28 protein-coding genes are annotated in these 25,388 nt (G+C 67.5%); 24 read left to right on the top strand and 4 right to left on the bottom strand.

Features of this window, described 5'->3' with window-relative positions; genetic code table 11:
- Positions 1-7 precede the first annotated feature (7 nt).
- The 4 genes from ACE3UA_RS02580 to glmU form a co-directional block, all read right to left on the bottom strand.
- On the bottom strand, positions 8-670 hold the full coding sequence (locus ACE3UA_RS02580) for a hemolysin III family protein (RefSeq protein WP_374642205.1): 663 nt from the start codon (positions 668-670) through the stop codon (positions 8-10).
- 114 nt (positions 671-784) lie between these two features.
- Entirely contained in the window at positions 785-2,125 is a 1,341-nt protein-coding gene (gene proS, locus ACE3UA_RS02575; protein WP_374642203.1) for a proline--tRNA ligase, read from the bottom strand.
- A gap of 201 nt (positions 2,126-2,326) precedes the next feature.
- Complete coding sequence (gene glmS, locus ACE3UA_RS02570) at positions 2,327-4,144, bottom strand: glutamine--fructose-6-phosphate transaminase (isomerizing) (protein ID WP_374642201.1); 1,818 nt, start codon at positions 4,142-4,144, stop codon at positions 2,327-2,329.
- Positions 4,144-5,499, bottom strand: a complete 1,356-nt coding sequence (gene glmU / locus ACE3UA_RS02565) for a bifunctional UDP-N-acetylglucosamine diphosphorylase/glucosamine-1-phosphate N-acetyltransferase GlmU (RefSeq protein WP_374642199.1) — start codon at positions 5,497-5,499, stop codon at positions 4,144-4,146. Before glmU ends, glmS begins: the two co-directional genes overlap by 1 nt.
- Positions 5,500-5,592: 93 nt before the next feature.
- On the opposite strand from glmU, the gene ACE3UA_RS02560 reads away from it, so the two are divergent.
- From ACE3UA_RS02560 to nuoL, 24 genes are all read left to right on the top strand, one after another.
- On the top strand, positions 5,593-6,243 hold the full coding sequence (locus ACE3UA_RS02560; protein WP_374642197.1) for an HAD family hydrolase: 651 nt from the start codon (positions 5,593-5,595) through the stop codon (positions 6,241-6,243).
- Positions 6,244-6,446: 203 nt separating this feature from the next.
- A complete protein-coding gene (locus tag ACE3UA_RS02555; protein WP_374642195.1) occupies positions 6,447-7,682 on the top strand; it encodes a TCR/Tet family MFS transporter in 1,236 nt (411 codons plus the stop codon).
- Entirely contained in the window at positions 7,679-8,911 is a 1,233-nt protein-coding gene (locus tag ACE3UA_RS02550; protein WP_374642193.1) for a DegT/DnrJ/EryC1/StrS family aminotransferase, read from the top strand. Before ACE3UA_RS02555 ends, ACE3UA_RS02550 begins: the two co-directional genes overlap by 4 nt.
- Positions 8,912-9,424, top strand: a complete 513-nt coding sequence (locus ACE3UA_RS02545; RefSeq protein ID WP_374642191.1) for a thermonuclease family protein — start codon at positions 8,912-8,914, stop codon at positions 9,422-9,424.
- A complete protein-coding gene (locus ACE3UA_RS02540; protein ID WP_374642189.1) occupies positions 9,424-10,365 on the top strand; it encodes an MBL fold metallo-hydrolase in 942 nt (313 codons plus the stop codon). Before ACE3UA_RS02545 ends, ACE3UA_RS02540 begins: the two co-directional genes overlap by 1 nt.
- Positions 10,366-10,718: 353 nt before the next feature.
- On the top strand, positions 10,719-11,084 hold the full coding sequence (locus ACE3UA_RS02535; RefSeq protein WP_374642187.1) for an NADH-quinone oxidoreductase subunit A: 366 nt from the start codon (positions 10,719-10,721) through the stop codon (positions 11,082-11,084).
- Positions 11,075-11,608: an NADH-quinone oxidoreductase subunit B family protein gene (locus tag ACE3UA_RS02530; protein ID WP_197642204.1), complete on the top strand. Its 534-nt coding sequence runs from the start codon at positions 11,075-11,077 to the stop codon at positions 11,606-11,608. The genes ACE3UA_RS02535 and ACE3UA_RS02530 overlap by 10 nt, the downstream gene beginning before the upstream one ends.
- Before the next feature lie 4 nt (positions 11,609-11,612).
- Complete coding sequence (locus ACE3UA_RS02525) at positions 11,613-12,218, top strand: NADH-quinone oxidoreductase subunit C (protein ID WP_374642185.1); 606 nt, start codon at positions 11,613-11,615, stop codon at positions 12,216-12,218.
- Positions 12,218-13,453 carry an NADH-quinone oxidoreductase subunit D gene (locus ACE3UA_RS02520; protein ID WP_374642183.1) on the top strand — a complete coding sequence of 412 codons (1,236 nt, stop codon included), beginning with the start codon at positions 12,218-12,220 and terminating at the stop codon, positions 13,451-13,453. Before ACE3UA_RS02525 ends, ACE3UA_RS02520 begins: the two co-directional genes overlap by 1 nt.
- Complete coding sequence (locus ACE3UA_RS02515; RefSeq protein WP_374642181.1) at positions 13,453-13,611, top strand: hypothetical protein; 159 nt, start codon at positions 13,453-13,455, stop codon at positions 13,609-13,611. Before ACE3UA_RS02520 ends, ACE3UA_RS02515 begins: the two co-directional genes overlap by 1 nt.
- A gap of 3 nt (positions 13,612-13,614) precedes the next feature.
- The gene (locus ACE3UA_RS02510; protein WP_374642179.1) at positions 13,615-14,790 is read left to right on the top strand and encodes an NADH-quinone oxidoreductase subunit E; all 1,176 of its coding nucleotides are present in this window, start codon (positions 13,615-13,617) and stop codon (positions 14,788-14,790) included.
- The gene (locus tag ACE3UA_RS02505) at positions 14,787-15,029 is read left to right on the top strand and encodes a DUF5337 domain-containing protein (protein ID WP_374642177.1); all 243 of its coding nucleotides are present in this window, start codon (positions 14,787-14,789) and stop codon (positions 15,027-15,029) included. The genes ACE3UA_RS02510 and ACE3UA_RS02505 overlap by 4 nt, the downstream gene beginning before the upstream one ends.
- Positions 15,030-15,039: 10 nt before the next feature.
- A complete protein-coding gene (gene nuoF / locus ACE3UA_RS02500) occupies positions 15,040-16,335 on the top strand; it encodes an NADH-quinone oxidoreductase subunit NuoF (protein ID WP_374642175.1) in 1,296 nt (431 codons plus the stop codon).
- A 5-nt stretch (positions 16,336-16,340) separates the two neighbouring features.
- Positions 16,341-16,583, top strand: coding sequence for a hypothetical protein (locus ACE3UA_RS02495; protein ID WP_374642173.1), 243 nt, complete (start codon positions 16,341-16,343; stop codon positions 16,581-16,583).
- Between the two features lie 107 nt (positions 16,584-16,690).
- On the top strand, positions 16,691-17,095 hold the full coding sequence (locus ACE3UA_RS02490; RefSeq protein WP_374642171.1) for a DUF5333 family protein: 405 nt from the start codon (positions 16,691-16,693) through the stop codon (positions 17,093-17,095).
- 78 nt (positions 17,096-17,173) lie between these two features.
- On the top strand, positions 17,174-19,207 hold the full coding sequence (gene nuoG / locus ACE3UA_RS02485; RefSeq protein WP_374642169.1) for an NADH-quinone oxidoreductase subunit NuoG: 2,034 nt from the start codon (positions 17,174-17,176) through the stop codon (positions 19,205-19,207).
- A 2-nt stretch (positions 19,208-19,209) separates the two neighbouring features.
- The gene (locus ACE3UA_RS02480) at positions 19,210-19,614 is read left to right on the top strand and encodes a hypothetical protein (RefSeq protein ID WP_374642167.1); all 405 of its coding nucleotides are present in this window, start codon (positions 19,210-19,212) and stop codon (positions 19,612-19,614) included.
- A 15-nt stretch (positions 19,615-19,629) separates the two neighbouring features.
- Entirely contained in the window at positions 19,630-20,667 is a 1,038-nt protein-coding gene (gene nuoH, locus ACE3UA_RS02475; protein WP_374642165.1) for an NADH-quinone oxidoreductase subunit NuoH, read from the top strand.
- A 2-nt stretch (positions 20,668-20,669) separates the two neighbouring features.
- The gene (gene nuoI, locus ACE3UA_RS02470) at positions 20,670-21,164 is read left to right on the top strand and encodes an NADH-quinone oxidoreductase subunit NuoI (RefSeq protein WP_197642192.1); all 495 of its coding nucleotides are present in this window, start codon (positions 20,670-20,672) and stop codon (positions 21,162-21,164) included.
- On the top strand, positions 21,164-21,577 hold the full coding sequence (locus ACE3UA_RS02465; protein ID WP_197642191.1) for a carboxymuconolactone decarboxylase family protein: 414 nt from the start codon (positions 21,164-21,166) through the stop codon (positions 21,575-21,577). Before nuoI ends, ACE3UA_RS02465 begins: the two co-directional genes overlap by 1 nt.
- A complete protein-coding gene (locus tag ACE3UA_RS02460; RefSeq protein ID WP_197642190.1) occupies positions 21,574-22,182 on the top strand; it encodes an NADH-quinone oxidoreductase subunit J in 609 nt (202 codons plus the stop codon). Before ACE3UA_RS02465 ends, ACE3UA_RS02460 begins: the two co-directional genes overlap by 4 nt.
- Before the next feature lie 2 nt (positions 22,183-22,184).
- Positions 22,185-22,715 carry a hypothetical protein gene (locus ACE3UA_RS02455; protein ID WP_197642189.1) on the top strand — a complete coding sequence of 177 codons (531 nt, stop codon included), beginning with the start codon at positions 22,185-22,187 and terminating at the stop codon, positions 22,713-22,715.
- 83 nt (positions 22,716-22,798) lie between these two features.
- Positions 22,799-23,104, top strand: coding sequence for an NADH-quinone oxidoreductase subunit NuoK (nuoK, locus tag ACE3UA_RS02450; RefSeq protein WP_197642188.1), 306 nt, complete (start codon positions 22,799-22,801; stop codon positions 23,102-23,104).
- 5 nt (positions 23,105-23,109) lie between these two features.
- Positions 23,110-25,380, top strand: coding sequence for an NADH-quinone oxidoreductase subunit L (gene nuoL, locus ACE3UA_RS02445; RefSeq protein ID WP_374642161.1), 2,271 nt, complete (start codon positions 23,110-23,112; stop codon positions 25,378-25,380).
- Positions 25,381-25,388: the final 8 nt, after the last annotated feature.

The following is a 25,388-nucleotide window of genomic DNA, read 5'->3' as shown; positions in this document are numbered from 1 at the left end:
CCGCCCGTCAGGCCAGCGCCACCGCCACCGCGGCAAAGTGCAGGCCCGCCGCCACGGCGACGAACAGGTGCCAGATCGCGTTCTGGAACCGCAGCCTTTCCCAGACATAGAAGCCCACGCCGGCGACATAGGTCACCCCGCCCGCCGCCAGCAGCCAGAGCGAGACCGAGGGCAGCGCCGCCGAGACCGGGCCGATGGCGATGATCCCGACCCAGCCCAGCAGCACATAGGCCAGGATCGACAGCCGGTCATAGCGCCCCGGGAGGACCACCTTGACCAGGATCCCCAGCGCCGCGCCGGTCCAGACCACAAGACCCAGCGCCCAGGACCAGGCCGCGCTTTCCAGATGCGGGATCACCGCCGTATAGGTGCCCGCGATCATCACATAGATCATCGAATGGTCGAAGCGCCTGAGCAGCCATTTCAGCGCGCCGGGCGGCGTCATGTTGTAGGCCAGCGAAAAGCCCCACATCAGGAAGAACCCGGCCGCATAGACCGCCAGCGCCGCGAAGGTGCCGATCCCGGCCGAGGTCAGCGCATGAAAGAGCAGGATCGGGAAGGCGATCACCCCGGCCAGCAGCGCCAGGGCATGCACGATCCCGTCGGCCAGCAGTTCGTGCAGCGAGAGCTGGCGCTTCTTCAGACGGTAATGGTCGGCGGGCAGGGTCATGCGGCGATGCTGGCAGGAAAGGGTTACGGAAGGATGACCGCCACCCGGCGGAAATCAAGCCGCCTTCACCCGCCATGACGCAAGGTCAGCCGGGCCCGGCGGCCCGGCCGGGCCTTACCTGTGGGCCGCGTAGATCTGCGCGATGCGGTCGACGGCGGCCTCGGGGCTCATCTCCTCGCTGGCCCCGGTGCGGCGCGAGGTCAGCTCGACCACGCCCTTCTCCAGGCCGCGCGGCCCGACGGTGATCCGCCAGGGCAGGCCGATCAGGTCCATCGTGGCGAACTTCGCCCCCGCCCGCTCGTCCCGGTCGTCGTAAAGCGGTTCCAGCCCGCGGGCGAGCAGCGCCTTCTCCAGCCCGGCGCAGGCGGCATCGGCGGCGCCGTCGCCCTGCTTCAGGTTCACGATCCCGACCGGGAAGGGGGTGACCCCCTCGGGCCAGATGATCCCCTTGTCGTCGTGGGAGGCCTCGATGATCGCGCCCAGAAGGCGGCTGACGCCGATCCCGTGGCTGCCCATCTCGACCGGGACCTTGGTGCCGTCCTTGGTCACCACCTCGGCCCCCATCGCCTCGGAATACTTGGTGCCGAAATAGAAGATCTGCCCGACCTCGATGCCGCGGCCGACCTTGCGATGCGCCTCGGGCACCCCGGCGAAGACAGCCTCGTCATGGGTCTCGTCGGTGCGGGCGTAGAGGGTGGTGAACTCCTCGCAGACCTTCGCCACCTGGTCGCGGTCGTCGTAATCGATCTCGCGCTGGCCAAGCTTCAGCCCGGTCACGCGGTCGTCATAGAAGACCTCGGATTCGCCGGTGTTGGCCAGCACCAGGAATTCATGCGTGTTGTCGCCGCCGATCGGACCCGAGGCCGCGCGCATCGGGATCGCGGTCAGGCCCATGCGCTCGTAGGTGCGCAGGTAGCTGACCATGTGGCGGTTGTAGGCGTGCAGCGCCGCGTCGCGGTCGACGTCGAAGTTGTAGCCGTCCTTCATCAGGAACTCGCGCCCCCGCATCACGCCGAAGCGCGGCCGCATCTCGTCGCGGAACTTCCACTGGATGTGGTAGAGCGTCAGCGGCAGGTCCTTGTAGCTGTTGACGTGGCTGCGGAAGATGTCGGTGATCATCTCCTCGTTGGTCGGGCCGTAAAGCATGTCGCGGTCCTGGCGGTCCTTGATCCGCAGCATCTCCTGCCCGTAGTCGTCGTAGCGGCCGGATTCGCGCCAGAGGTCGGCGGGCTGCAGCGTCGGCATCAGAAGGGGGATGTGGCCGGCGCGGATCTGCTCCTGGTGGACGATCTCCTCGATCCGCTTCAGGACGCGGTAGCCGAGCGGCAGCCAGGAATAGATCCCGGCGGCCTGCTGCTTGATCATGCCGGCCCGCAGCATGTAGCGGTGGCTGACGATCTGGGCCTCGGCGGGGTTTTCCTTGAGGACGGGGAGGAAGTAGCGGGAGAGACGCATGGTCCGGGCCTTTGGCGATTGGGTCCTGCGTTTCCTAGCGGGTCGGGGCCGGGCAGGCAAGCGCGAGGGGCCGTCTACCGTGGACAGGCTGGCGGGCCCGAGGGATTCCAACGGGTTGGGTGCGAGCGTTCCGGCGCTCAGGCAAGACGCAGGCCCCGGTCGGGCGAGGCCGGGTGAACCCCGACTCCGCCCGACCCCGGCCTACTCCACCGTCACCGACTTTGCCAGGTTGCGCGGCTGGTCCACGTCGGTGCCCTTGGCGATGGCGGTGTGATAGGCCAGAAGCTGCGCCGGGACGGCATAGAGGATCGGGGCCCATAGGGGATCGACGGCGGGAAGGGTCAGGGTCTTCCAGCTGCCCTGGCCCGCGGCCCGGATCCCGGCGGCATCGGACAGAAGCAGGACCTTGCCGTTGCGGGCCATGACCTCCTGCATGTTCGAGACGGTCTTGTCGAAGAGCGCGTCCTTGGGGGCCAGCACGATGACCGGGACCTGGGCGTCGATCAGGGCGATGGGGCCGTGCTTGAGTTCGCCCGATGCATAACCTTCGGCATGGATGTAGCTGATTTCCTTGAGCTTCAGCGCCCCCTCAAGCGCCAGCGGGAACATGGCGCCCCGGCCCAGGAACAGGATGTCCTGCGCCTTGGCCAGTTCGGCCGCGATGGTGGCGATCGGGTCGGAGAGGCCGAGGGCGGCGTTCAGGATGCCGGGCAGGGCGCGCAGCGACTGGAGCCGCTGGCGCAGGTCCTCGGCGTCGATCCGGCCCCGGTCGGCGGCGGCCTTCAGGGCCATCAGGGCAAGCGTGACAAGCTGGCAGGTGAAGGCCTTGGTCGAGGCGACGCCGACCTCCACCCCCGCCATGATCGGCAGCGCCAGATCGCTTTCGCGCGCGATCGAGGAGGTCGGGACGTTCACCACGGCGACGACCTTGGCCACCTTCCCGCGCGTGTGGCGGAGAGCGGCAAGCGTGTCGGCGGTCTCGCCGGACTGGCTGACGAAGACGGCCATCGAGGCGGCGGAGAGGACCGGGTCGCGGTAGCGGAACTCCGACGCGATGTCGATGTCGGCGGGCAGCCCGGCAAGCTGCTCGAACCAGTATTTCGCGACGTGGCAGGCATAGGAGGCCGTGCCGCAGGCGACCAGGGTGACCCGGTCGATGCCTTTGAAATCAAGTTCTTCCGGCAGGTGCAGCGTGCCTTCTGGCGAGGTGTAGTGCTTCAGCGCCCCGGCGATGACGACGGGCTGCTCGGCGATCTCCTTGGCCATGAAATGCTTGTAGCCGGCCTTTTCCACCCGTGCCGCGTCGATCTGGATCAGGGCCTCGGGCCGGTTGGCGCGGCGGTTTTCGGCGTCGAAGATCTCGGCCCCGGCGCGGGTGACGATGGCCCAGTCGCCCTCTTCCAGATAGGTGATCCGGTCGGTCATCGGCGCCAGGGCAATGGCGTCGGAGCCGACGAACATCTCGCCCTTGCCCCAGCCGATCGCGAGGGGCGAGCCCTTGCGGGCGGCGATCATCAGGTCGTCCTGGCCGTCGAACAGAAAGAGGAGCGCGAAGGCCCCCTGCAGCCGGGACAGCGTGTCGCGCGCGGCCTCGACCGGCGAGGCGCCCCGGTCCATGGCGCGGCGGGTCAGGAGGGCGACGGTCTCGGTGTCGGTCTGGGATTCGGGGGTGTAGCCCTCGGCGGCCAGTTCGTCGCGCAGTTCGCGGAAATTCTCGATGATGCCGTTGTGCACGACCGCGACCCCGCCCGAGCGATGCGGATGGGCGTTGGTCACGGTGGCCGCGCCATGGGTGGCCCAGCGGGTGTGGCCGATGCCGGACTTGCCGGCAAGGGGCTCGTGCACCAGGAGGTCGGAGAGGTTCACCAGTTTGCCCACCGCGCGGCGGCGGTCGAGCCTGCCGGCGTTGACCGTGGCGATGCCGGCCGAGTCATAGCCGCGATATTCCAGCCGCTTCAGCGCCTCGACCAGCAGGGGGGCGGCCTCATGGTTCCCCAGAACCCCAACAATACCACACATTATGACTGTCCTTTGGCCTTGGCGGCCTTGATGGATTTCAACTTTTCAAACATCCGCGTCGCAAGCCCCGGTTTGGTGACCTGCCGCGCCCGGCCGATGGCGACGGCCTCCGGGGGCACATCCTCGGTGATGACGGAGCCGGAGCCGGTGAGTGCGCCATCGCCCACGGTCACCGGGGCGACCAGCATCGTGTCCGAGCCGATGAAGGCGCGCTTGCCGATCACGGTGCGGTGCTTCATCACGCCATCGTAGTTGCAGGTCACGGTGCCCGCGCCGATGTTGGCATGCTCGCCGACATGGGCGTCGCCGAGATAGGTCAGGTGGCCGACCTTCACGCCTTCGTCCAGGATGGCGTTCTTGATCTCGACGAAGTTGCCGACATGGACATCCTCGGCCAGTTCCGCGCCGGGACGCAGGCGGGCGAAGGGGCCGACGGTGGCGCCGCGGCTGACGTGGCAACCTTCGAGATGGCAGAAGCCCTTGATCTCGGCCCCGGATTCGACGGTGACGCCGGGGCCGAACAGGACGTTCGGCCCGATCACCGCGTCGCGGCCGACATGGGTGTCGAGGGCGAAGAACACGGTCTCGGGCGCGGTGAGGGTGACGCCGTTCTCCAGCGCCGCGGCGCGGGCGCGGGACTGGAAGGCGGCCTCGGCCTCGGCCAGTTGCGCGCGGGTGTTGACGCCCAGCGTCTCGGCCTCGTCGCAAAGGACCACGCCGGCCGAGAGGCCACGGGCGCGGGCGAGTTCCACGATGTCGGTCAGGTAGTATTCCTGCGCCGCATTGGCATTGCCGACTTCGGCCACGAGGGAGAGCAGGGTCGCGGCTTCGGCGCAGATCACGCCGGAGTTGCAAAGAGTTATGGCGCGCTCCTCGGGCGAGGCATCCTTGAACTCGCGGATGGCGAGAAGCGTGTCGCCTTGCGTCAGGAGACGGCCGTAACGTCCCGGCTCCCTTGCATGAAAGCCGAGGACGACGACGCCATGGCGCTTGCGCGCCACCAGCATGGCGCGCAGGGTTTCCTCGCGGATGAGGGGGGTATCGGCGTAAAGCACGATGGCCTCGCCCTCGACCCCGTCGAGGAGGGGGGCGGCCTGGGCGACGGCATGGGCGGTGCCGAGCTGGGGGTCCTGAACGACCGTCTCGACCACTTCGGACCAGTCGCGCGCGGCGGCGGCGACCGCCTCGCCGCCATGGCCGGTGACGGTGACGATGCGCGCGGGATCGAGGCCTTGCGCGGTGGCGAGCGCATGGTGCAGCAGCGGCGCGGCGGCCATGCGGTGCAGGACCTTGGGCAGGTCCGAATTCATCCGCGTGCCCTGACCGGCCGCCAGAACGATCACTGAAACCTGCATTCTGCCCCTTCCTTTATCATTGCGGCCGTTTTACCCCCATGGCGCAGGGTGGCAAGGGGGCGGGTCCTCACGCCATGTTACAGGATTGCGGACATGCGGACGGTGGTATTCGATCTGGACGGGACGCTGGCCGATACGTCGGCCGATCTGCTGGCGGCGGCGAACGCCTGCCTGCCGAGGGCGGTGCTGGGGCCGGAAGATGCGCTGACCGCCTTCCATGGCGGGCGGGCGATGCTGCGGCTGGGCTTCACCCGGCTGGGGCATGACTGGGGCGAGGCGGATGTGGACGCGGCCTATCCGCGGCTGCTGGAGGCTTATGGCGCGGCGATCGCGGTGCATACGCGGCTTTATCCCGGGGCGATGGATGCGGTCGAGGCGCTGCGCCACCGGGGTTTCGCGGTCTCGATCTGCACCAACAAGCCCGAGGCCCTGGCCGAGGGTCTGTTGCGGGCGCTGGGCGTGCGGGATGCCTTCGGCGCGCTGGTGGGGGCGGATACGCTGCCGGTGCGCAAGCCCGACGCCGCGCCCTATCGCGCCGCGGTGGAGCGGGCGGGGGGCCTCGTCGGCCGGTCGATGCTGGTGGGCGATACCGAGACGGACGCCAAGACCGGCGTCGCGGCCGGGGTGCCGGTGGCGCTGGTGACCTTCGGGCCGGAGGGGCGCGGGGTGGAACGCTTCGCCCCGGCCGCGCTGCTGGAGCGGTTCGAGGACCTGCCGGGGCTGGCGCAACGACTGCTGGCCTAGCGCGGGAGTATCGGCGCCAAGAGGAAGCACGATTTCGGTCGAATGCGACCGGGCGCGGGGCAGGGCGATCCCGGAGCGTCCGGTGGCGGGGCGATCCGGGTATTCCCGTCAGGAGGACGCACATCCGACGCGAGCGGGACGGGACGCGCTGCGGGGTCCGCGACGGTTTGACAGGACCCCGCGCCGCTCCTAGGGTCCGCGCCATGAGCCTTGCCGCTACCCCCCCTGCGCCCGTGAGCCGCCATGCGGTGAGCTTCGTCCTGATCACCGTGTTCCTGGACATGGTGGGCTTCGGATTGATCATGCCGGTCCTGCCCAAGCTGATCGAGGACGTGGGCCATGTCACCATCGACCGGGCGGCGATCATCGGCGGCTGGATGTTCGCGGCCTTCAGCCTGGCGCAGTTCGTCTTCGCGCCGCTGATGGGCAATCTTGCCGACCGTTTCGGACGGCGGCCGCTGCTGTTGCTGGCGATCTTCGGCCTGGGGCTGGACTTCATCCTGATGGCGCTGGCGCCGACGCTGGAATGGCTGTTCGCCGGGCGAATCATCGCGGGGATCTGCGGGTCGAGCTGGATCATCGCATCGGCCTATATCGCGGATGTGACTGCGCCGGACGACCGGGCCAGGGCCTTCGGGATGATGGGCGCGGCCTTCGGCGTGGGCTTCGTGATCGGCCCGGCCATCGGCGGCCTTCTGGGAGAGCTGGGGCCGCGCGTGCCGTTCTGGGTCGCGGCGGGGATCTCGCTGCTGAATTTCGCCTATGGCTGGTTCGTCCTGCCCGAGTCGCTTGCGGTCGCGAGCCGCCGGAGGTTCGAACTCTGGCGCGCCAATCCCTTCGGCGCCTTCCGGGTCTTCGCCACCTATCGCGGCGTGTTGCCGATGGTCATGGTGCTGGGACTGTTCTTCTTCTCGACCTCGGTCTATCCGGCGATCTGGACCTTCTGGGGCATTGCCAAGTTCGGCTGGTCCGAGGCGATGGTGGGCGGGACGCTGGCGATCTTCGGGCTGATCGCCGGGGCGTTCCAGGGGTTCCTGACCGGGCCTGCGACGGCGCGGTTCGGCGAGTGGCGGGTGGCGCTGTTCGGCCTGGTCTGCGCCACGCTGGTGGTCCTGGGCTATGGGTTCGTGGGCAGCCTTGGCGCGGTCATCGCGCTGATGATCCTGCACGGGCCCGAGGGCTTTGTGCATCCGCTGCTGACCTCGCTTCTGACCAGGCGGGTGCCCGAGGATGCCCAGGGCGAGTTGCAGGGCGGGATTTCCGCCGTCACCAATCTGGCGATGCTGTTCGGCACGGTGTTCTTCGCCTGGATCTTCGGGCATTTCTGGGCCGAGGCGCGCGTCTGGCGGTCGACCGACGTGGCCTATTGGGTCGCAGCGGGGTTCCTTGCGCTGACCACGCTTCTGTTCCTGATGTTGAAGAGGTCTGAAAAGGCATGAGCGAACGCTTTGACGGCAGTTTCACCCAGCAGGAGCCGATCCCCGAGGCCGGGATCGAGGCGGCGATGGCGGTGCTGCGGCATGGGCGGCTGCACCGCTATAATACCGCCGGCGAGGAGATCGCCGAGACCGCGCTGCTGGAGGAGGAGTTCGCCGCCCATGTCGGGGCGAGGTATTGCCTGGCGCTGGCCTCGGGCGGGGCGGCGATGGCCTGCGCCTTGCGGGCGTTGCAGGTGAAGCCCGGCGATCCGGTCCTGTCCAACGCCTTCACCCTGGCCCCGGTGCCGGGGGCGATCGCCTCTCTGGGCGCGCGGCCGGTGTTCGTCGAGGTGACCGAGGACCTGACCATCGACCTTGGCCATCTGGAGCGGCAAGCCCTGGCGAGCGGGGCGAAGGTGCTGCTGCTCAGCCACATGCGGGGCCATGTCGGCGACATGGATGCGATCATGGCGCTCTGCGACCGGCTGGGCCTGCGGGTGGTCGAGGATTGCGCGCATACGATGGGGGCGCGGTGGAAGGGCGTGCCCTCGGGGCGGCACGGGGCGATCGGCTGCTATTCGACGCAGACCTACAAGCACATGAACAGCGGCGAGGGCGGGCTTCTGGTCACCGATGACGCGGAACTGGCGGCGCGGGCGGTGCTGCTGTCGGGGTCCTACATGCTTTACGCCCGCCACCGTGCGGCGCCGGGGCCCGAGGTGTTCGAGGCGCTCAAGCTGGAGGTGCCGAACGTGTCCAGCCGGATGGACAACCTGCGCGCGGCGATCCTGCGGCCGCAGATCGGGATGCTGGACGACCGGCGGGCGCGGTGGCGGGTGCTGTATCAGGGGATGGAGCGGGGGCTTCGGGGCGTGGCGGGGCTGAAGCTGATTCCGCGTCCGCAATGGGAGGACTATGTCGGTTCGAGCTTCCAGTTCCTGCTGCCGGGCTGGGAGCCCGCGCGCGTGGCCGCCTTCGTGGCGGCGGCGGCGGCGCGAGGGGTGGAGCTGAAATGGTTCGGCGCGGCGGACCCGCAGGGGTTCACCAGCCGCTATGCGCATTGGCTTTATGCCGCGCCTGAGGTGCTGCCGCAGACCGACCGGGTGCTGGCCGGGCTGATCGACATGCGCCTGCCCCTGACCTTCCTGCCGGACGACGTGGAACTGATCGCCCGGATCCTCGCCGAGGAGGTAGCGCGCGCCGCGGAAGCGACGGAGCTGGCCCCGGTCGCCGCGCCGGTGGCGGACTAGATGCGCCTTCTCGGCCCGGCGCGGCGGCCGGGGCCGGTCGTGCGGGGGCTGCGGCGGCTGGTCGATCCGCGGCTCTGGCTCAAGCTAGGGCTTGGCGGGGGCGTCCTTCTGCTGGTCCTGCTGCCGATGCTGGCCGACCTGGCCAATGCCGCGCTGAAACGGGTCGAGGGCGCGGAGGGCGAGTGCCGGATCCTGCGGGTGATCGACGGCGATACGGTGACGCTGATGTGCCCCGGCGACGGGATGCAGAGCGCGCGGATCCTGGGCTATGACACGCCCGAGAAGTTCTCGCCGCAATGCCTGGCCGAACTGGTGGCGGCCGAGCGGGCAAGCTGGGCGCTTCGCACGCTGATCCAGAAGGCCGGCCGGCTGGCGGTGCTGCGCGAGGGGGTGGACCGCTACGGCCGGCTTCTGGTGCGGCTGGAGCTGGACGGGTTGGACGTCGGCCGCGCGATGATCCGGGCAGGCCATGCGCGGCAATATTCCGGCGGGCTGCGCGGGAGCTGGTGCTGATGCGGATCCTGCGCGAGACCGGGCTGACGCTGACCGTGGAACTGGGCGCGCTGACGGTGACCATGCTGTCGGACGGCGAGACGCGGATGCCGGCCGACTGCCTGCGCGCGCCTGACGGCGCGGCGCTGGGGCCGGAGGCGCTGGCGGATCCGGTGGCCGGAGAGCTGCGGCTGCCGGTGCGGGCCTTCCTGGTCCGGGGGCCCGGCGGCGCGCTGCTGATCGACGCGGGCGCGGCGGGGGCCTGGCGTCCCGGTCTCGGCCGGTTGCCCGAGGCGCTGGCCGAGGCCGGCCTGGGCAAAGGCGAGGTCACGGCGATCGCGTTGACCCATCCGCATGTGGACCATGTCGCGGGTCTGGTGGATGCCGATGGCGGGGCGGCCTTTCCGAATGCCGCGCGCGTCTTCGTCGCGGTCGAGGACCTGATGGCCGTGCGGGCCGATCCCCTCCTGTTGCCGATCCTGTCGCTGCTGGTGCCGCTGGAACAGGGCGACGGCCCGCTGCCGGGCGTCACCGCGATCGCCGCGCCGGGGCATACCGCCGGGCACATGGCCTATCTGGTCGAGGGGCGGCTCCTGATCTGGGGCGATCTGGTGCATAATGTCGCAGTGCAGTTCCCCCGGCCCGAGATCGGCTGGTGCCACGACGACGACCCCGCAAGCGCGCGCGCCTCGCGGCTGGCGCTGATGGAGCAGGCGGCCGAGGCCGGCTGGCTGGTCGCCGGCGCGCATTGCCGGATCCCGGCATCGGCCGGATCGGGCGGCGGGGCCGGGGCTATGCCTTCCACCCGCTCACCCGGGCCTGACCGGCGGGATCGGAACAGCGCCTTGCGGCGCATGCCCTTTGTCCCCTCACCGGGCTCGCCTCCTCCCCGAAGGCGCCTCCGGCGGGGAGGTTTGCCCCGGTATGAAAGGCATTTTCCGCTTTCAGGCCGGGAGACGTAGCCGGGGGGTCCGGGGAGGAACCCCCATCGCCGGCGAGGAGGCGAAGCCCGGTGACGAGACGGGAGGCGCGCGCCGCGGTGCGCCGCAAGACGGCGGGGCGGCGCGCGATTCGGTCTGGAACCGGGGGCGGCGCGGGAAAGGGGCGGGCTCCGGCCGGGTTCCGCCGTGGCGGGGCGGGCGCAGCCACCGGACGGCCCGGCCCGGCGCATCCGATTTTCTCGCCGCGCAAGCATCTGATTCCGCCCTGCCTTCGGTTGACCCCGCCGGGGGGCCGGAGTAAACGGGCGGGTGAGACTGGCGGGCCCGAGACTGCCCGCAAAGCTCGCACGTCGCCAGCTGCAAGGAGCCTACGCGTGGACCTCATCCTCCGAGAGTATCTTCCCATACTCATCCTCCTGGCTATTGCCGTGGGTCTGGGCCTGGTCCTGATCCTGGCGGCCGCGGTGCTGGCCGTGCGCAATCCCGACCCGGAAAAGGTCAGCGCCTATGAATGCGGCTTCAACGCCTTCGACGATGCGCGGATGAAGTTCGACGTGCGCTTCTACCTGGTGTCGATCCTGTTCATCATCTTCGACCTGGAAGTGGCCTTCCTCTTCCCCTGGGCGGTGGCCTTCGGCGACCTCAGCATGGCCGCCTTCTGGTCGATGATGCTGTTCCTGGCCGTCCTGACCGTCGGTTTCGCCTATGAATGGAAGAAGGGGGCCCTGGAATGGGAGTGATGACCGGCGCCAATACGGCGGGGGCCGACCGCGAGGTCGCCACCCAGGCCCTGAACCGCGAGTTGCAGGACAAGGGCTTCCTGCTGACCTCGACCGAGGACATCATCAACTGGGCGCGGATCGGCTCGTTGCACTGGATGACCTTCGGCCTGGCCTGCTGCGCGGTCGAGATGATGCATACCTCGATGCCGCGCTATGACGTGGAACGCTTCGGCACCGCGCCGCGCGCCTCGCCCCGGCAGTCGGACCTGATGATCGTCGCGGGCACGCTGACCAACAAGATGGCCCCGGCGCTGCGCAAGGTCTATGACCAGATGCCCGAGCCGCGCTATGTGATCTCGATGGGCTCCTGCGCCAATGGCGGCGGCTATTACCACTACAGCTACAGCGTCGTGCGCGGCTGCGACCGGATCGTGCCGGTCGACGTCTACGTTCCGGGCTGCCCGCCCACGGCCGAGGCGCTGCTTTACGGAATCCTGCAGCTGCAGCGGAAGATCCGCCGCACCGGCACTTTGGTGAGGTGATCCCATGTCCGAAGCCCTGCGCGAACTGGCCGGGATCATCGAGCTGAAGCAGCCGGAGGCGGTGCAATCCGGCACCGTCGCCCTGGGCGAGCTGACGCTGGTGGTCAACCTTGCGAACCTCAAGGCCCTTGTGGAATTCCTGCGCGACGACGCGGCCTGCCGCTTCTCGACGCTGGTCGACATCACCGCGATCGACAATCCCGAACGCCCGGCGCGGTTCGACGTGGTCTATCACTTCCTGTCGATGTACCGGAACCAGCGCATCCGCCTGAAGGTCGCGGTGCGCGAGGAGGAGATGGTCCCCTCGCTGGTCGACCTGCACCCGAGCGCGAACTGGTTCGAGCGCGAGGTGTTCGACATGTTCGGGATCCTGTTCTCGGGCCACCCCGACCTGCGCCGGATCCTGACCGACTACGGTTTCCGCGGCTATCCCTTGCGCAAGGATTTCCCGACCACGGGCTATACCGAGGTCCGCTATGACGAGGCGCTGAAGCGCGTGGTCTACGAGCCGGTTCGCCTGGTGCAGGAATACCGGCAATTCGACTTCATGTCCCCCTGGGAGGGCGCGGAATACATCCTTCCGGGCGACCAGAAGGCGGAGGGCAAGTGATGGACGGCGATATCCGGCGCAATACCTATGACGACGGCTCGACCGACTTCGAGACCGGCGAGCAGCGCATCCGCAACTTCAACATCAACTTCGGTCCGCAGCACCCGGCGGCGCATGGCGTGCTGCGCCTGGTGCTGGAGCTGGACGGCGAGATCGTCGAACGCTGCGACCCGCATATCGGCCTGCTGCATCGCGGCACCGAAAAGCTGATGGAATCGCGGACCTATCTGCAGAACCTGCCCTATTTCGACCGCCTCGACTATGTGGCGCCGATGAACCAGGAACATGCCTGGTGCCTGGCGATCGAGCGGCTGACCGGGGTGCAGGTGCCGCGCCGGGCCAGCCTGATCCGGGTGCTCTACTCGGAAATCGGCCGCGTCCTGAACCACCTTCTCAACGTCACCACGCAGGCGATGGACGTCGGCGCGCTGACCCCGCCGCTCTGGGGGTTCGAGGAGCGCGAGAAGCTTATGGTCTTCTACGAGCGGGCCTGCGGGGCGCGGCTGCACGCGGCCTATTTCCGGCCCGGCGGCGTGCACCAGGACCTGACGCCCGAGCTGATCGACGACATCGACGCCTGGGCGGATCATTTCCCCAAGGTGCTGGACGACATCGACACCCTGCTGACCGAGAACCGCATCTTCAAGCAGCGCAATGCCGATATCGGCATCGTCCGCGAGGAAGACATCCAGAAATGGGGCTATTCGGGGGTGATGGTGCGCGGCTCGGGCCTGGCCTGGGACCTGCGGCGCGCCCAGCCCTATGAGTGCTACGACGAGTTCGACTTCAAGATTCCGGTCGGCAAGAACGGCGACTGCTTCGACCGCTATCTCTGCCGCATGGCCGAGATGCGGGAATCGACCAGCATCATCCGCCAGGCCTGCGCGAAGCTGCGGGTGGAAAAGGGCGACGTGCTGGCGCGCGGCAAGATCACGCCGCCGAAGCGGGGCGAGATGAAGACCTCGATGGAGGCGCTCATCCACCACTTCAAGCTTTATACCGAGGGTTTCCACGTCCCGGCGGGCGAAGTCTATGCCGCCGTCGAGGCGCCCAAGGGCGAGTTCGGGGTCTATCTGGTCGCCGATGGCACCAACAAGCCCTACCGCGCCAAGATCCGGGCTCCGGGCTTCCTGCACCTGCAGTCGATGGACTGGATCTGCAAGGGCCACCAGCTGGCCGACGTCAGCGCGATCATCGGCACGATGGATGTCGTGTTCGGGGAGATCGACCGCTGATGCCCGACGTGACGATCAACCTCTGGACCCTGATCCTCGGCGCGGCCTCGGGCCTTGCCGGGGTGCTGGGGGCCAGGGCAGGCAATCGTTACGTCATGGGCGCCATCTTCGGCGCCGTCACCGCCGCAATCCTGACCATCGCCAGGGGATATATCTGAGCCATGCTCCGCCGCCTTCACGCCGTCCAGCCCGACAGCTTTGCCTTCACCGTGGCCAACCTCGCCTGGGCCAAGGGCCAGATCACCAAATACCCCGAGGGCCGTCAGGCCAGCGCGATCATCCCGCTGCTGTGGCGCGCGCAGGAGCAGGAGGGCTGGCTGTCGCGGCCGGCGATCGAACATGTCGCGACCATGCTGGGGATGGCCTATATCCGCGCGCTGGAAGTGGCGACCTTCTACTTCATGTTCCAGCTCGCCCCGGTGGGCAAGGTCGCGCATATCCAGATCTGCGGCACGACCTCCTGCATGATCTGCGGCGCCGAGGATCTGGTCGCCGTCTGCAAGGAGCTGATCTCGGCCACGCCGCATACCCTCTCGGCCGATGGCAAGTTCTCCTGGGAGGAGGTCGAGTGCCTGGGGGCCTGCGCCAATGCGCCGATGGCGCAGATCGGCAAGGACTATTATGAGGACCTGACGCCCGAAAAGCTGCGCGATCTGATCGCGCGCTTCACCAGGGGCGAGGTGCCGGTGCCGGGGCCGCAGAACGGGCGCTATGCGTCCGAGCCGCTGGCCGGGCTGACCTCGCTGACCGACCATGCGGCGGGGCGGGCCAAGCTGAACGCCAGCGCCGAGCGGGCGGTGGCGATCGGCGACACGATCAAGCGGATCGACGGGACCGAGGTGCCGCTGACCACGCCCTGGCTGGGCCGGGCCGAGACGGTGAAGCCCGCGCGCGGCAAGACGGCCGAGGCCAGGCCCGGCGCGGGTGTCGCCGCCGATGCGACCGGCGCGACCGTGCAGGAGGCCCCGGCAACCTCGAAGGGCAAGCCGGTGACCGAGGGAAACGCCCCGAACGCGACCCCGGCCGCGACGCCCGAGGCGCGGGTCCCGGCGGGCGAGGACACGCGGCCGGCCGGGCTGAGCGCCCCGCGCGAGGGCAAGGCGGATGACCTGAAGCTGATCCTCGGGATCGGTCCCAAGCTGGAGGCCCTGTGCCACAGCCTCGGCTTCTTCCACTTCGACCAGATCGCGGGCTGGACCACGAACGAGATCGCCTGGGTGGATGCGAACCTGGAAGGCTTCAAGGGCCGCGTGACCCGCGACAACTGGGTGGCGCAGGCGAAGATCCTGGCGGCGGGCGGCTCGGTCGCCGATGCCGAAGCCGCCGCGAAGAAATGAGCCGCTGGGCCATGCCGCAGCCGCACCCCAGCCCAGCCGACCTTGCCACCGCCCGGAAGGCGCGGCTGGTCGGCATCGTCCTGGGCGGGACGATGATCCTGTGGCTTGGGGCGCAGTGGCTGGGCGGACGCCTGGGCTGGGAGACGCGCTTCGTCTTCCTTTTCGACCTGGCTGCCATCGCCGCATTCCTGTGGGCCTTGGTGGTGACGTATCAGATCTGGCGGATGCGCCGGGGTTAGGAAGGCAGAGATGCTCAAGGATCAGGACCGCATTTTCACCAACCTCTACGGGATGCACGAGCGCAGCCTGAAGGGCGCCATGAAGCGCGGGCATTGGGACGGCACGGCCGAGATCATCCAGCGCGGCCGCGACACGATCATCGAGCAGGTCAAGGCGAGCGGATTGCGCGGCCGGGGCGGCGCGGGCTTCCCCACGGGGCTCAAGTGGTCGTTCATGCCCAAGCAGTCGGACGGACGGCCCAGCTATCTGGTGATCAACGCCGACGAGTCCGAGCCCGGCACCTGCAAGGACCGCGAGATCATGCGGCATGATCCGCACACCCTGATCGAGGGGGCGCTGATCGCCTCCTTCGCGATGGGGGCGAACACCTGCTACATCTACCTGCGCGGCGAATACATCCGCGAGCGCGAGGCGCTGCAGGCGGCCATCGACGAATGCTATGACGCGGGCCTTCTGGGCAAGAACGCCGCCAAGTCGGGCTGGGACTTCGACCTTTACCTGCACCACGGCGCCGGGGCCTATATCTGCGGCGAGGAAACCGCGCTGCTGGAAAGCCTCGAAGGCAAGAAGGGGATGCCGCGGATGAAGCCGCCGTTCCCGGCGGGCTCCGGCCTTTACGGCTGCCCGACCACGGTGAACAACGTGGAATCCATCGCGGTGGTGCCGACCATCCTGCGCCGGGGGCCGGAATGGTTCGCGGGCTTCGGGCGGCCGAACAATGCCGGGACCAAGCTGTTCGGCATCTCGGGCCATGTGATGAACCCCTGCGTGGTCGAGGAAGCGATGTCGATCCCGCTGAAGGAACTGCTGGACCGTCACTGCGGCGGCGTGCGCGGCGGCTGGAAGAACCTGAAGGCGGTGATTCCCGGCGGCTCCTCGGTGCCCTTGCTGACGCAGGCGCAGTGCGACGACGCGATCATGGATTTCGACTGGCTGCGCGAGCAGCGCTCGGGCCTCGGCACGGCGGCGGTGATCGTGATGGACCAGTCGACCGACGTGATCAAGGCGATCTGGCGGCTGTCCAAGTTCTACAAGCACGAGTCCTGCGGCCAATGCACCCCCTGCCGCGAGGGCACCGGCTGGATGATGCGGGTCATGGACCGGCTGGTGCGCGGCGAGGCGGAGGTCGAGGAGATCGACATGCTGCTTTCCGTGACCAAGCAGGTCGAGGGCCACACGATCTGCGCCCTTGGCGACGCCGCCGCCTGGCCGATCCAGGGCCTGATCCGCGCGTTCCGGGACGAGATCGAGGACCGGATCAAGGCCAAGCGCAGCGGTCGCGTCAGCGCGGTCGCGGCGGAGTGATGCGGATGGCGCTGGCCCTTTCCGTGACGCTTGCACAGGCCGCTTGCGTGGCGACGGCTCCGGCCGTTTCCGTCGCGCATGGGCCGGTGCGGGTCACGAATGGCGGCCAGCCGTTCCAGATGTGGGAAGGTGCGCTTGCCCGCAAGGCGGCGGATGCGCAATGCGGGGCCGGGGGCGTCAAGGTCTCGATCTACGACCGTTACGACCGGGCAACCGGCGCATGGGTCTATCCGGAGGGTTGCGCATGACGAATGGCGTCACCTTCGGTCATAAGGCGCTGATTACAGCGGTTTGTCATGGCATATCAAAGGGGTTCAACCCCATCTCCAGGCTGGAAACAGCCAAGGAGGCCATGATGCGCCCGTTCGTTCTGACCCTGACCCTGACCGCAGCCCTTGCCACACCCGCGCTGGCGCTGGTGCCGATCAACGAAGAGCCGGTGATCGGCGAGAAGCTCCTGATGGGGTTCATCGGCGATGCGATTGCCGACAACTGCCCGACGATGCAGGCCCGCAAGCTGCGCGCCCTGGGCGAATTGAACAAGCTGCGCGATTACGCGCTGGCGCAGGGCTACCCCTCGGAGGTGGTGCGCGAGTTCGTCACCTCGAAGGAGGAGAAGGCGAAGTTCAAGGCGAAGGCCGCCGACTGGCTGAAGGCCAAGGGCGCCGAGCCGGGCATGCCGGAGGCCTATTGCCGGATCGGCGAAGAGGAAATCGCCCGGGAGAGCCTGATCGGCTCTCTGCTGAGGTCGACGCGATGAGCGCCGGGCAAGAGACATATCACGGATGCGCGGCGGTGGTCCTTCACCGCTGCGGGCAAGGGGCGGCGGAGTAGGGCCATGACCAACCTCAAGAAAATCAGCATCGACGGGATCGAGGTCGAGGTCGATGGCGCGATGACCATCATCCAGGCGGCCGAGACCGCCGGGGTGGAGATCCCGCGCTTTTGCTACCACGAGCGCCTGTCGATCGCCGGCAACTGCCGGATGTGCCTGGTCGAGGTGGTGGGCGGCCCGCCGAAACCCGCGGCCTCCTGTGCGATGCAGGTCCGCGACCTGCGGCCGGGCCCGAATGGCGAGGCCCCGGTGGTCAAGACCAAGTCGCCGATGGTCAAGAAGGCCCGCGAGGGGGTGATGGAGTTCCTGCTCATCAACCACCCGCTCGACTGCCCGATCTGCGACCAGGGCGGCGAATGCGACCTGCAGGACCAGGCCATGGCCTATGGCGTGGACTTCAGCCGCTACCGCGAGCCGAAGCGGGCGTCCGAGGACCTGAACCTCGGGCCGCTGATCAAGACCGCGATGACGCGCTGCATCTCCTGCACCCGCTGCGTGCGCTTCACCACCGAGGTCGCGGGCATCACCCAGATGGGCCAGACCGGCCGGGGCGAGGACAGCGAGATCACCAGCTATCTGAACATGACGCTGGATTCGAACCTGCAGGGCAACATCATCGACCTTTGCCCGGTGGGCGCGCTGACCTCGAAACCCTATGCCTTCACCGCCCGGCCCTGGGAACTGAGCAAGACCGAGACGGTGGACGTGATGGACGCGCTGGGGTCCAGCATCCGCGTCGATACCAAGGGCCGCGAGGTCATGCGCATCCTGCCGCGCAACCATGACGGCGTGAACGAGGAATGGATCAGCGACAAGACCCGTTTCGTCTGGGACGGGCTGCGCCGGCAGCGGCTGGACACGCCCTATGTCCGCGAGAACGGCAAGCTGCGCAAGGCGGGCTGGGCCGAGGCGCTGACCAGGGCGGCCGAGGCGATGCGGGGCAAGAAGGTTGCGGCGCTGGTCGGCGACCTGGCCCCGGTCGAGGCGGTGTTCTCGCTCAAGCAGCTGGTCGAGGGGCTGGGTGGCAAGATCGAATGCCGCACCGATGGCGCGAAGCTGATCGCCGGCAACCGCTCGGGCTATGCCGGCACGGCGCGGATCGAGGATATCGACACGGCGGGCGGCATCCTGCTGATCGGGACCAATCCCCGGATCGAGGCGCCGGTGCTGAACGCGCGGATCCGCAAGGCCTGGACCAACGGCGCGGTCGTGGGGCTGATCGGCCAGGCGGCGGACCTGACCTATGAATATCACCTCATCGGCACCGACCGGGTGGCGCTGGCGGACCATGTGAAAACGGCCGAGGCCGCGCCGCCGGATGCCAAGCCCGGCGTGGTGATCGTCGGCCAGGGCGCGATCAACGAGGCGGATGGCGAGGCGGTCCTGGCCCATGCCATGCGTATCGCCGAACTGCGCGGCGCAAAGCTTCTGATCCTGCATACCGCGGCCTCGCGCGTCGGCGCGATGGACGTGGGCGCGGTGACCGAGGGCGGGCTGTCCATGGCGGTCGAAGGCGCGCAGGTGATCTACAATCTCGGCGCCGATGAGGTCGAGATCATCCGCGACGGCGCCGATGCGCCCTTCGTGATCTATCAGGGCAGCCATGGCGACCGCGGCGCGAACCGTGCCGACATCGTCCTGCCGGGCGCCGCCTGGACCGAGGAGAACGGGTTGTTCGTCAACACCGAGGGCCGCCCGCAACTGGCGTTCCGCGCCGGCTTTGCCCCCGGCGAGGCCAAGGAGAACTGGGCGATCCTGCGCGCGCTGTCGGCCGAGCTTGGGGCGACGCTGCCCTGGGATTCGCTGGCCGCCCTTCGGGCCGCGCTGGTGAAGGCGCATCCGGTGCTGGGCCGGGTGGACGAGGTGGCGGAGAACCCGTTGCAGCCGATCGAGCCGAAGCATCTGGGAAAGGCGAATTTCCGCAACGCGATCAAGGATTTCTACCTGACGAACCCGATCGCGCGGGCCTCCTCGGTGATGGCCGAAATGTCGGCCATGACCAAGGCGCGCGCCAGCACCGCGCTGGCGGCGGAGTGACCATGCAGCACCCGCTGACCCTTCTGGCGACCCTTGGCACCGCGACCGCGGCGCTGGGGGCTTGCGCGCCACAGGCAGAGGTGTCAGAGGATCGCGGCCAGCCGGTCCATGCCGGGATCCAGGCGATCCCGCTGGGCGACGGCATGGTCAGCACCGGCGTCGCATTGCGCGGCCCGGCCGACCGCGCCGGCGTCGAGGCCCATGGCCGCTGTGCGCCAGCGCGATATGCGCTGGATCGGGGATACGGGTTCGCGCGGCATGTGCGGACCAGCGCAAGGAAGGACGGGCAGTCATGGCACGGGGATGCGGTCTACCTCATCCCGGCCGGGCGGCCCGAGGGCCTGCACAGCATCGACGCCGAGGCGGCGGTGACGGAATGTGCCGGGCCTGGAATACCGACGGTTTGAGGATGAGGGACTGACATGGACGGGTTCTTTGCCACGGGGTTCGGAACGGCGGTGCTGATCGCGGCGCAAAGCCTTCTGATCGTGGGCTTCGTGATGATCAGCCTGCTCTTCCTGGTCTACGGCGACCGGAAGATCTGGGCCGCCGTCCAGATGCGGCGCGGCCCGAACGTGGTCGGCCCCTGGGGCATCCTGCAATCGGTGGCCGACGCGCTGAAATATGTCGTCAAGGAGATCGTGATCCCCGCCGGGGTGGACCGGCCGGTCTTCTTCCTGGCGCCGATGCTGAGCTTCATCCTGGCGATCCTCGCCTGGGCGGTGATCCCCTTCGATGACGGCTGGGTCCTGGCCAACATCAACGTCGCGATCCTGTTCGTCCTCGCCGTGTCCTCGCTGGAGGTTTACGGCGTGATCATGGGCGGCTGGGCCTCGAACTCGAAATACGCCTTCCTCGGCAGCCTGCGGTCGGCGGCGCAGATGATCTCCTACGAGGTGTCGCTGGGCCTGATCATCATCGGGGTGATCATCTCGACCGGGGGGATGAACTTCTCCTCGATCGTGGCGGCGCAGGACGGGGACTGGGGCCTGTTCAACTGGTACTGGCTGCCGCATTTCCCGATGGTCTTCCTGTTCTTCATCAGCACCCTGGCCGAGACCAACCGCCCGCCCTTCGACCTGCCGGAAGCGGAATCGGAACTGGTGGCCGGGTTCATGGTGGAATATTCCTCGACCCTCTACCTGCTGTTCATGGCCGGCGAATACATCGCGATCTTCCTGATGTGCGCGCTGATCAGCCTGCTGTTCTTCGGTGGCTGGCTCTCGCCGATCCCCGGCCTGTCCGATGGCTGGTGGTGGATGGTCGGCAAGATGTGGGTCTTCTTCTTCATGTTCGCCATGGTGAAGGCCATCGTGCCCCGCTACCGCTATGACCAGCTGATGCGGATCGGCTGGAAGGTCTTCCTGCCCTTGTCGCTGGCCTGGGTGGTGATCGTGGCGTTCCTCGCGAAATTCGAAGTGCTGGGCGGCTTCTGGGCCCGCTACACGATTGGAGGCTGACGATGGCCAATATCGACTGGTCCCGCGCCACGAAATACTTCCTGCTCTGGGATTTCCTCCTGGGCTTCAAGGTCGGGTTCAAGTATTTCTTCGCGCCGAAATCGACGGTGAACTACCCGCACGAGAAGGGGCCGCTGTCCCCGCGTTTCCGGGGTGAGCATGCGCTGCGCCGCTATCCGAACGGCGAGGAACGCTGCATCGCCTGCAAGCTGTGCGAGGCGGTCTGCCCGGCGCAGGCGATCACCATCGACGCCGAACCGCGCGAGGACGGCAGCCGCCGCACCACGCGCTACGACATCGACATGACCAAATGCATCTACTGCGGCTTCTGCCAGGAAGCCTGCCCGGTCGATGCCATCGTCGAAGGCCCTAACTTCGAATTCTCGACCGAGACCCGCGAGGAACTGTTCTACACCAAGGAGAAACTCCTGGAGAACGGCGAACGCTGGGAGGCCGAGATCGCCCGCAACCTCGAACTCGACGCCCCTTACCGCTGATGACCGAAGACCTCGCCAAGATGTTCGCCGCGATGATGGAGCAGGGCCAGAAGATGGCCCAGGCCTTCATGCCGGGCATGGAGAACTTCGACGCGAAGGCGATGGAAAAGTTCTTTCCGACGATGCCGAAGGAACTCCTGGAGATGTGGTTCGGCAAGACCTTCAACCCCGAGGGGCTGGACGCGCGGACCCGCTTCCTGGTCACCATCGCGGCGCTGACCGTGCTGGGGCCGGTGGGCGAGCCGCAATTGCGGATGACGATCAGGAACGGCCTTGCGGCCGGGGCCACCAAGCGCGAGATCGCGGAAGTGATCTGGCAGATGTCCATGTTCGGCGGGTTGCCCGCCATGCAGAAGGCGCTGGAAATCGCCCAGTCCGTCTTCGCCGAGACCCCTGAGGAGAAAGACGCATGACCGTCTTCAGCTTTGCCTTCTACCTCTTCGCCGTGATCACGGTGACGGCCGGCCTGATGGTCACCCTGTCGCGCAACCCGGTGCATTCGGTGCTCTGGCTGATCCTGACCTTCCTGTCGACCTCGGGCCTCTTCGTGCTTCTGGGGGCGGAGTTCGTGGCGATGCTCCTCGTCATCGTCTATGTCGGCGCGGTGGCGGTGCTGTTCCTCTTCGTGGTGATGATGCTCGACATCGACTTCGCCGCGCTGAAGGGGGAACTCGCGCGCTACATGCCGCTGGGGCTGCTGATCGGCGTCGTCCTTCTGATGCAGATCGCCATCGGCATCGGCGTCTGGACCGTGGCCGATGGGGCCGAGGGGCTGCGCCAGGCGGTGGCGCCGACCGAGATCGAGAATACCCGGGCGCTGGGGATGCTGCTCTACGACAGGTATTTCCTGCTGTTCCAGCTTGCCGGCCTGATCCTGCTGGTCGCGATGATCGGCGCGATCCTCCTGACGCTGCGCCACCGCAGGGACGTCAAGCGGCAGAACGTGCTGGCCCAGATGTGGCGCGACCCGGCCAAGGCGATGGAACTGAAGGACGTGAAGCCGGGGCAGGGGTTGTAATCATGCGCGCCGCTCTGCTCCCATTCATTGCGCTAAGCGCCTGTATCGCCGGGGAGGACGTCGGCGGCGTACCGGTGATTAGCGACACGAGTGCCGTAGCGGATGCTGGTCCTGTCAATGAAGGCAATGGAGTCGTCGGACTTGTTTCGGGCGGAATGACCGACACAGGCGCACAGCAGTGGCAGTATACTCAACTGGAATGCGCGACAGGGTCCTATGTTGTCATCAGCACCTATGATGAAATGGGCGTATCGGAACGGAGAGCATTCCGGCTGGCCAGATACGTCAAAGATCAGCGCAACGCAGGTACGACCGCCAGCCTGGAAACGTTCTTCAAGGCGTCCGCGAAAGCAGGAATGAGGCCACTGCAAAACCAGTTCCACAAGGGATGGGCAGACGAGAGCGGCTGCAAGAAGTTCTATCCGAGTGTCAAGCGAAACTGGCCGGAAATGACTGATGCAGAGAAGGCGCAGCTTGAAACTCAAAGGTCGCTGATTGCCTCTGTGGTGGGTGTGACCGTAACAAAACAATGACCGGTGCGCTGTAGCGCACCCTACGAAATCGGCCTTCGGGCCTGCGAAAGTTCGGGCCACAAGAGCCCAAGAGGGACCAGAAGATGATCGGACTTGAACATTACCTGACGGTGGCCGCGGCCCTCTTCGTCATCGGGATCTTCGGGATATTCCTCAACCGGAAGAACGTGATCGTCATCCTGATGTCGATCGAGCTGATGCTGCTGGCGGTGAACATCAACCTCGTCGCCTTCTCCTCCTATTCCGGCGATCTGGTGGGGCAGGTCTTCACCATGTTCGTCCTGACCGTGGCGGCAGCTGAAGCCGCCATCGGCCTCGCCATCCTGGTCGTGTTCTTCCGCAACCGCGGCACGATCGAGGTGGAAGACGTGAACGTGATGAAAGGCTGACCCAGATGGCATCGATCATCCTCTTTGCTCCGCTGATCGGGGCGATCATCTGTGGCTTCGGCTGGCGTCTGATCGGCGAGAGGGCAGGGCAGGTGATCACCACCTCGCTGGTCTTCCTGGCCGCCGCGCTGAGCTGGTACATCTTCCTGACCTTCGACGGCGAGACGCAGCAGATCACCATCCTGCGCTGGATCGAATCCGGCACGCTGGGCAGCGAATGGGCGATCCGCCTGGACCGGCTGACCGCGATCATGCTGGTCGTGGTGAACTCGGTCTCGGCCCTGGTCCATCTCTACAGCTTCGGCTACATGGCGCATGACGAGAACTGGCACGAGGGCGAGCATTACAAGGCCCGTTTCTTCGCCTATCTCTCGTTCTTCACCTTCGCCATGCTGACGCTGGTCACCTCGGACAACCTGGTGCAGATGTTCTTCGGCTGGGAGGGCGTGGGCGTCGCCTCCTACCTGCTGATCGGCTTCTACTACCGCAAGCCCTCGGCCAATGCGGCGGCGATCAAGGCTTTCGTGGTCAACCGCGTCGGCGACTTCGGCTTTGCGCTGGGGATCATGGGCCTGTTCTTCCTGACCGACTCGATCCGCTTCGTCGACGTGTTCGCCGCCGCCCCCGGCCTGGCCGAGACCAATCTCACCTTCCTCTGGACCGAGTGGAATGCCGCCAACCTGATCGGCGTCCTGCTCTTCATCGGCGCGATGGGGAAGTCGGCGCAGCTCTTCCTGCACACCTGGCTGCCGGACGCGATGGAGGGCCCGACGCCGGTGTCGGCGCTGATCCACGCCGCGACCATGGTGACCGCGGGGGTGTTCCTGGTCTGCCGCATGTCGCCGCTTTATGAATATGCGCCGCAGGCGACCGCCTTCATCACCGTGCTGGGCGCGATGACCGCCTTCGTCGCGGCGACGATCGGGCTGGTGCAGAACGACATCAAGCGCGTGATCGCCTATTCCACCATGTCGCAGCTCGGCTACATGTTCGTGGCCGCCGGGGTGGGCGTCTATTCGGTGGCGATGTTCCACCTCTTCACCCATGCCTTCTTCAAGGCGATGCTGTTCCTTGGCGCCGGCTCCGTGATCCACGCGACCCACCATGAGCAGGACATGCGCTACTACGGCGGGTTGCGTCGCCAGATCCCGATGACCTTCTGGGCCATGCTGATCGGCACGCTGGCCATCACCGGCGTGGGCATCCCGCTGACGCATTACGGCTTTGCCGGCTTCCTGTCGAAGGACGCGGTGATCGAAAGCGCCTGGGTGGGCTCCTCCTTCGCCTTCTGGCTCCTGGTCGTGGCCGCCTGCTTCACCAGCTTCTATTCCTGGCGGCTGATGTTCCTGACCTTCTTCGGCACCAGCCGCGCGAATGGACACGATGCGCATGGGCAGGATGCCCATGGCCATGACGCCCACCACCACCACGAGCCGCACGAAAGCCCGATGGTCATGCTGATCCCGCTCGGGGTCCTGGCCCTTGGCGCGATCTTCTCGGGGATGCTGTGGTACAAGGTCTTCTTCGGCGACGAGGCTGCGGTGCGCAACTGGTTTGGCATGGAGGCCGCCGCCCATGGCGAGGTGCATGGCGAGACCGCCGCCGCCGCGCATGGCACCGAGGCCGCGCCGGAGGAAACCGCCCCGGCGGAAACCGTAGCGACCGAGGCCGCCCCGGCCGAAGCCGTGGCGACCGAGGCCCAGGCCGAGGCGACCCTGTCCGGCGAGTTCCAGGCCGACGTCAGCGCCGCCCCCAAGGGCGCGCTGGTGATGCTGCCCTTCACGCCCGAAGAACAGGCCGTGGTCGACAGCCGCCTCGACGCCGAAAAGGCGGCCGCGGCAGAGCATGCGCCGACCACGATCATCAACGCGGCGCATGTGGTGCCGACCTGGGTCAAGCTCTCGCCCTTCGTCGCGATGCTGATCGGCTTTGCGATGGCCTGGCTGTTCTACATCCGCGATCCCAGCCTGCCGCGCCGCCTGGCCGCGCAGCAGCGCCCGCTCTACCTGTTCCTGCTGAACAAGTGGTATTTCGACGAGCTTTACGACGTGATCTTCGTCCGCCCGGCGAAATGGATCGGCGGCTTCCTGTGGAAGCGCGGCGACGGCGACGTGATCGACGGGACGCTCAACGGGGTGGCGATGGGGATCATCCCCTTCTTCACCCGCCTCGCAGGCCGCGCGCAGTCCGGCTATCTGTTCCACTACGCCTTCGCGATGGTGCTGGGGATCGTGATCCTCGTCACCTGGATGACGCTCTTCGGCGGCGCGAAGTAAGGGGCGCG

This window comes from Tabrizicola sp. (assembly GCF_041919135.1).
In the GTDB taxonomy this organism is placed as follows: Bacteria; Pseudomonadota; Alphaproteobacteria; order Rhodobacterales; family Rhodobacteraceae; genus Tabrizicola.
Note: the sequence above shows the minus strand (reverse complement) of the source record. Positions and strands in the feature narration are given on the sequence as shown.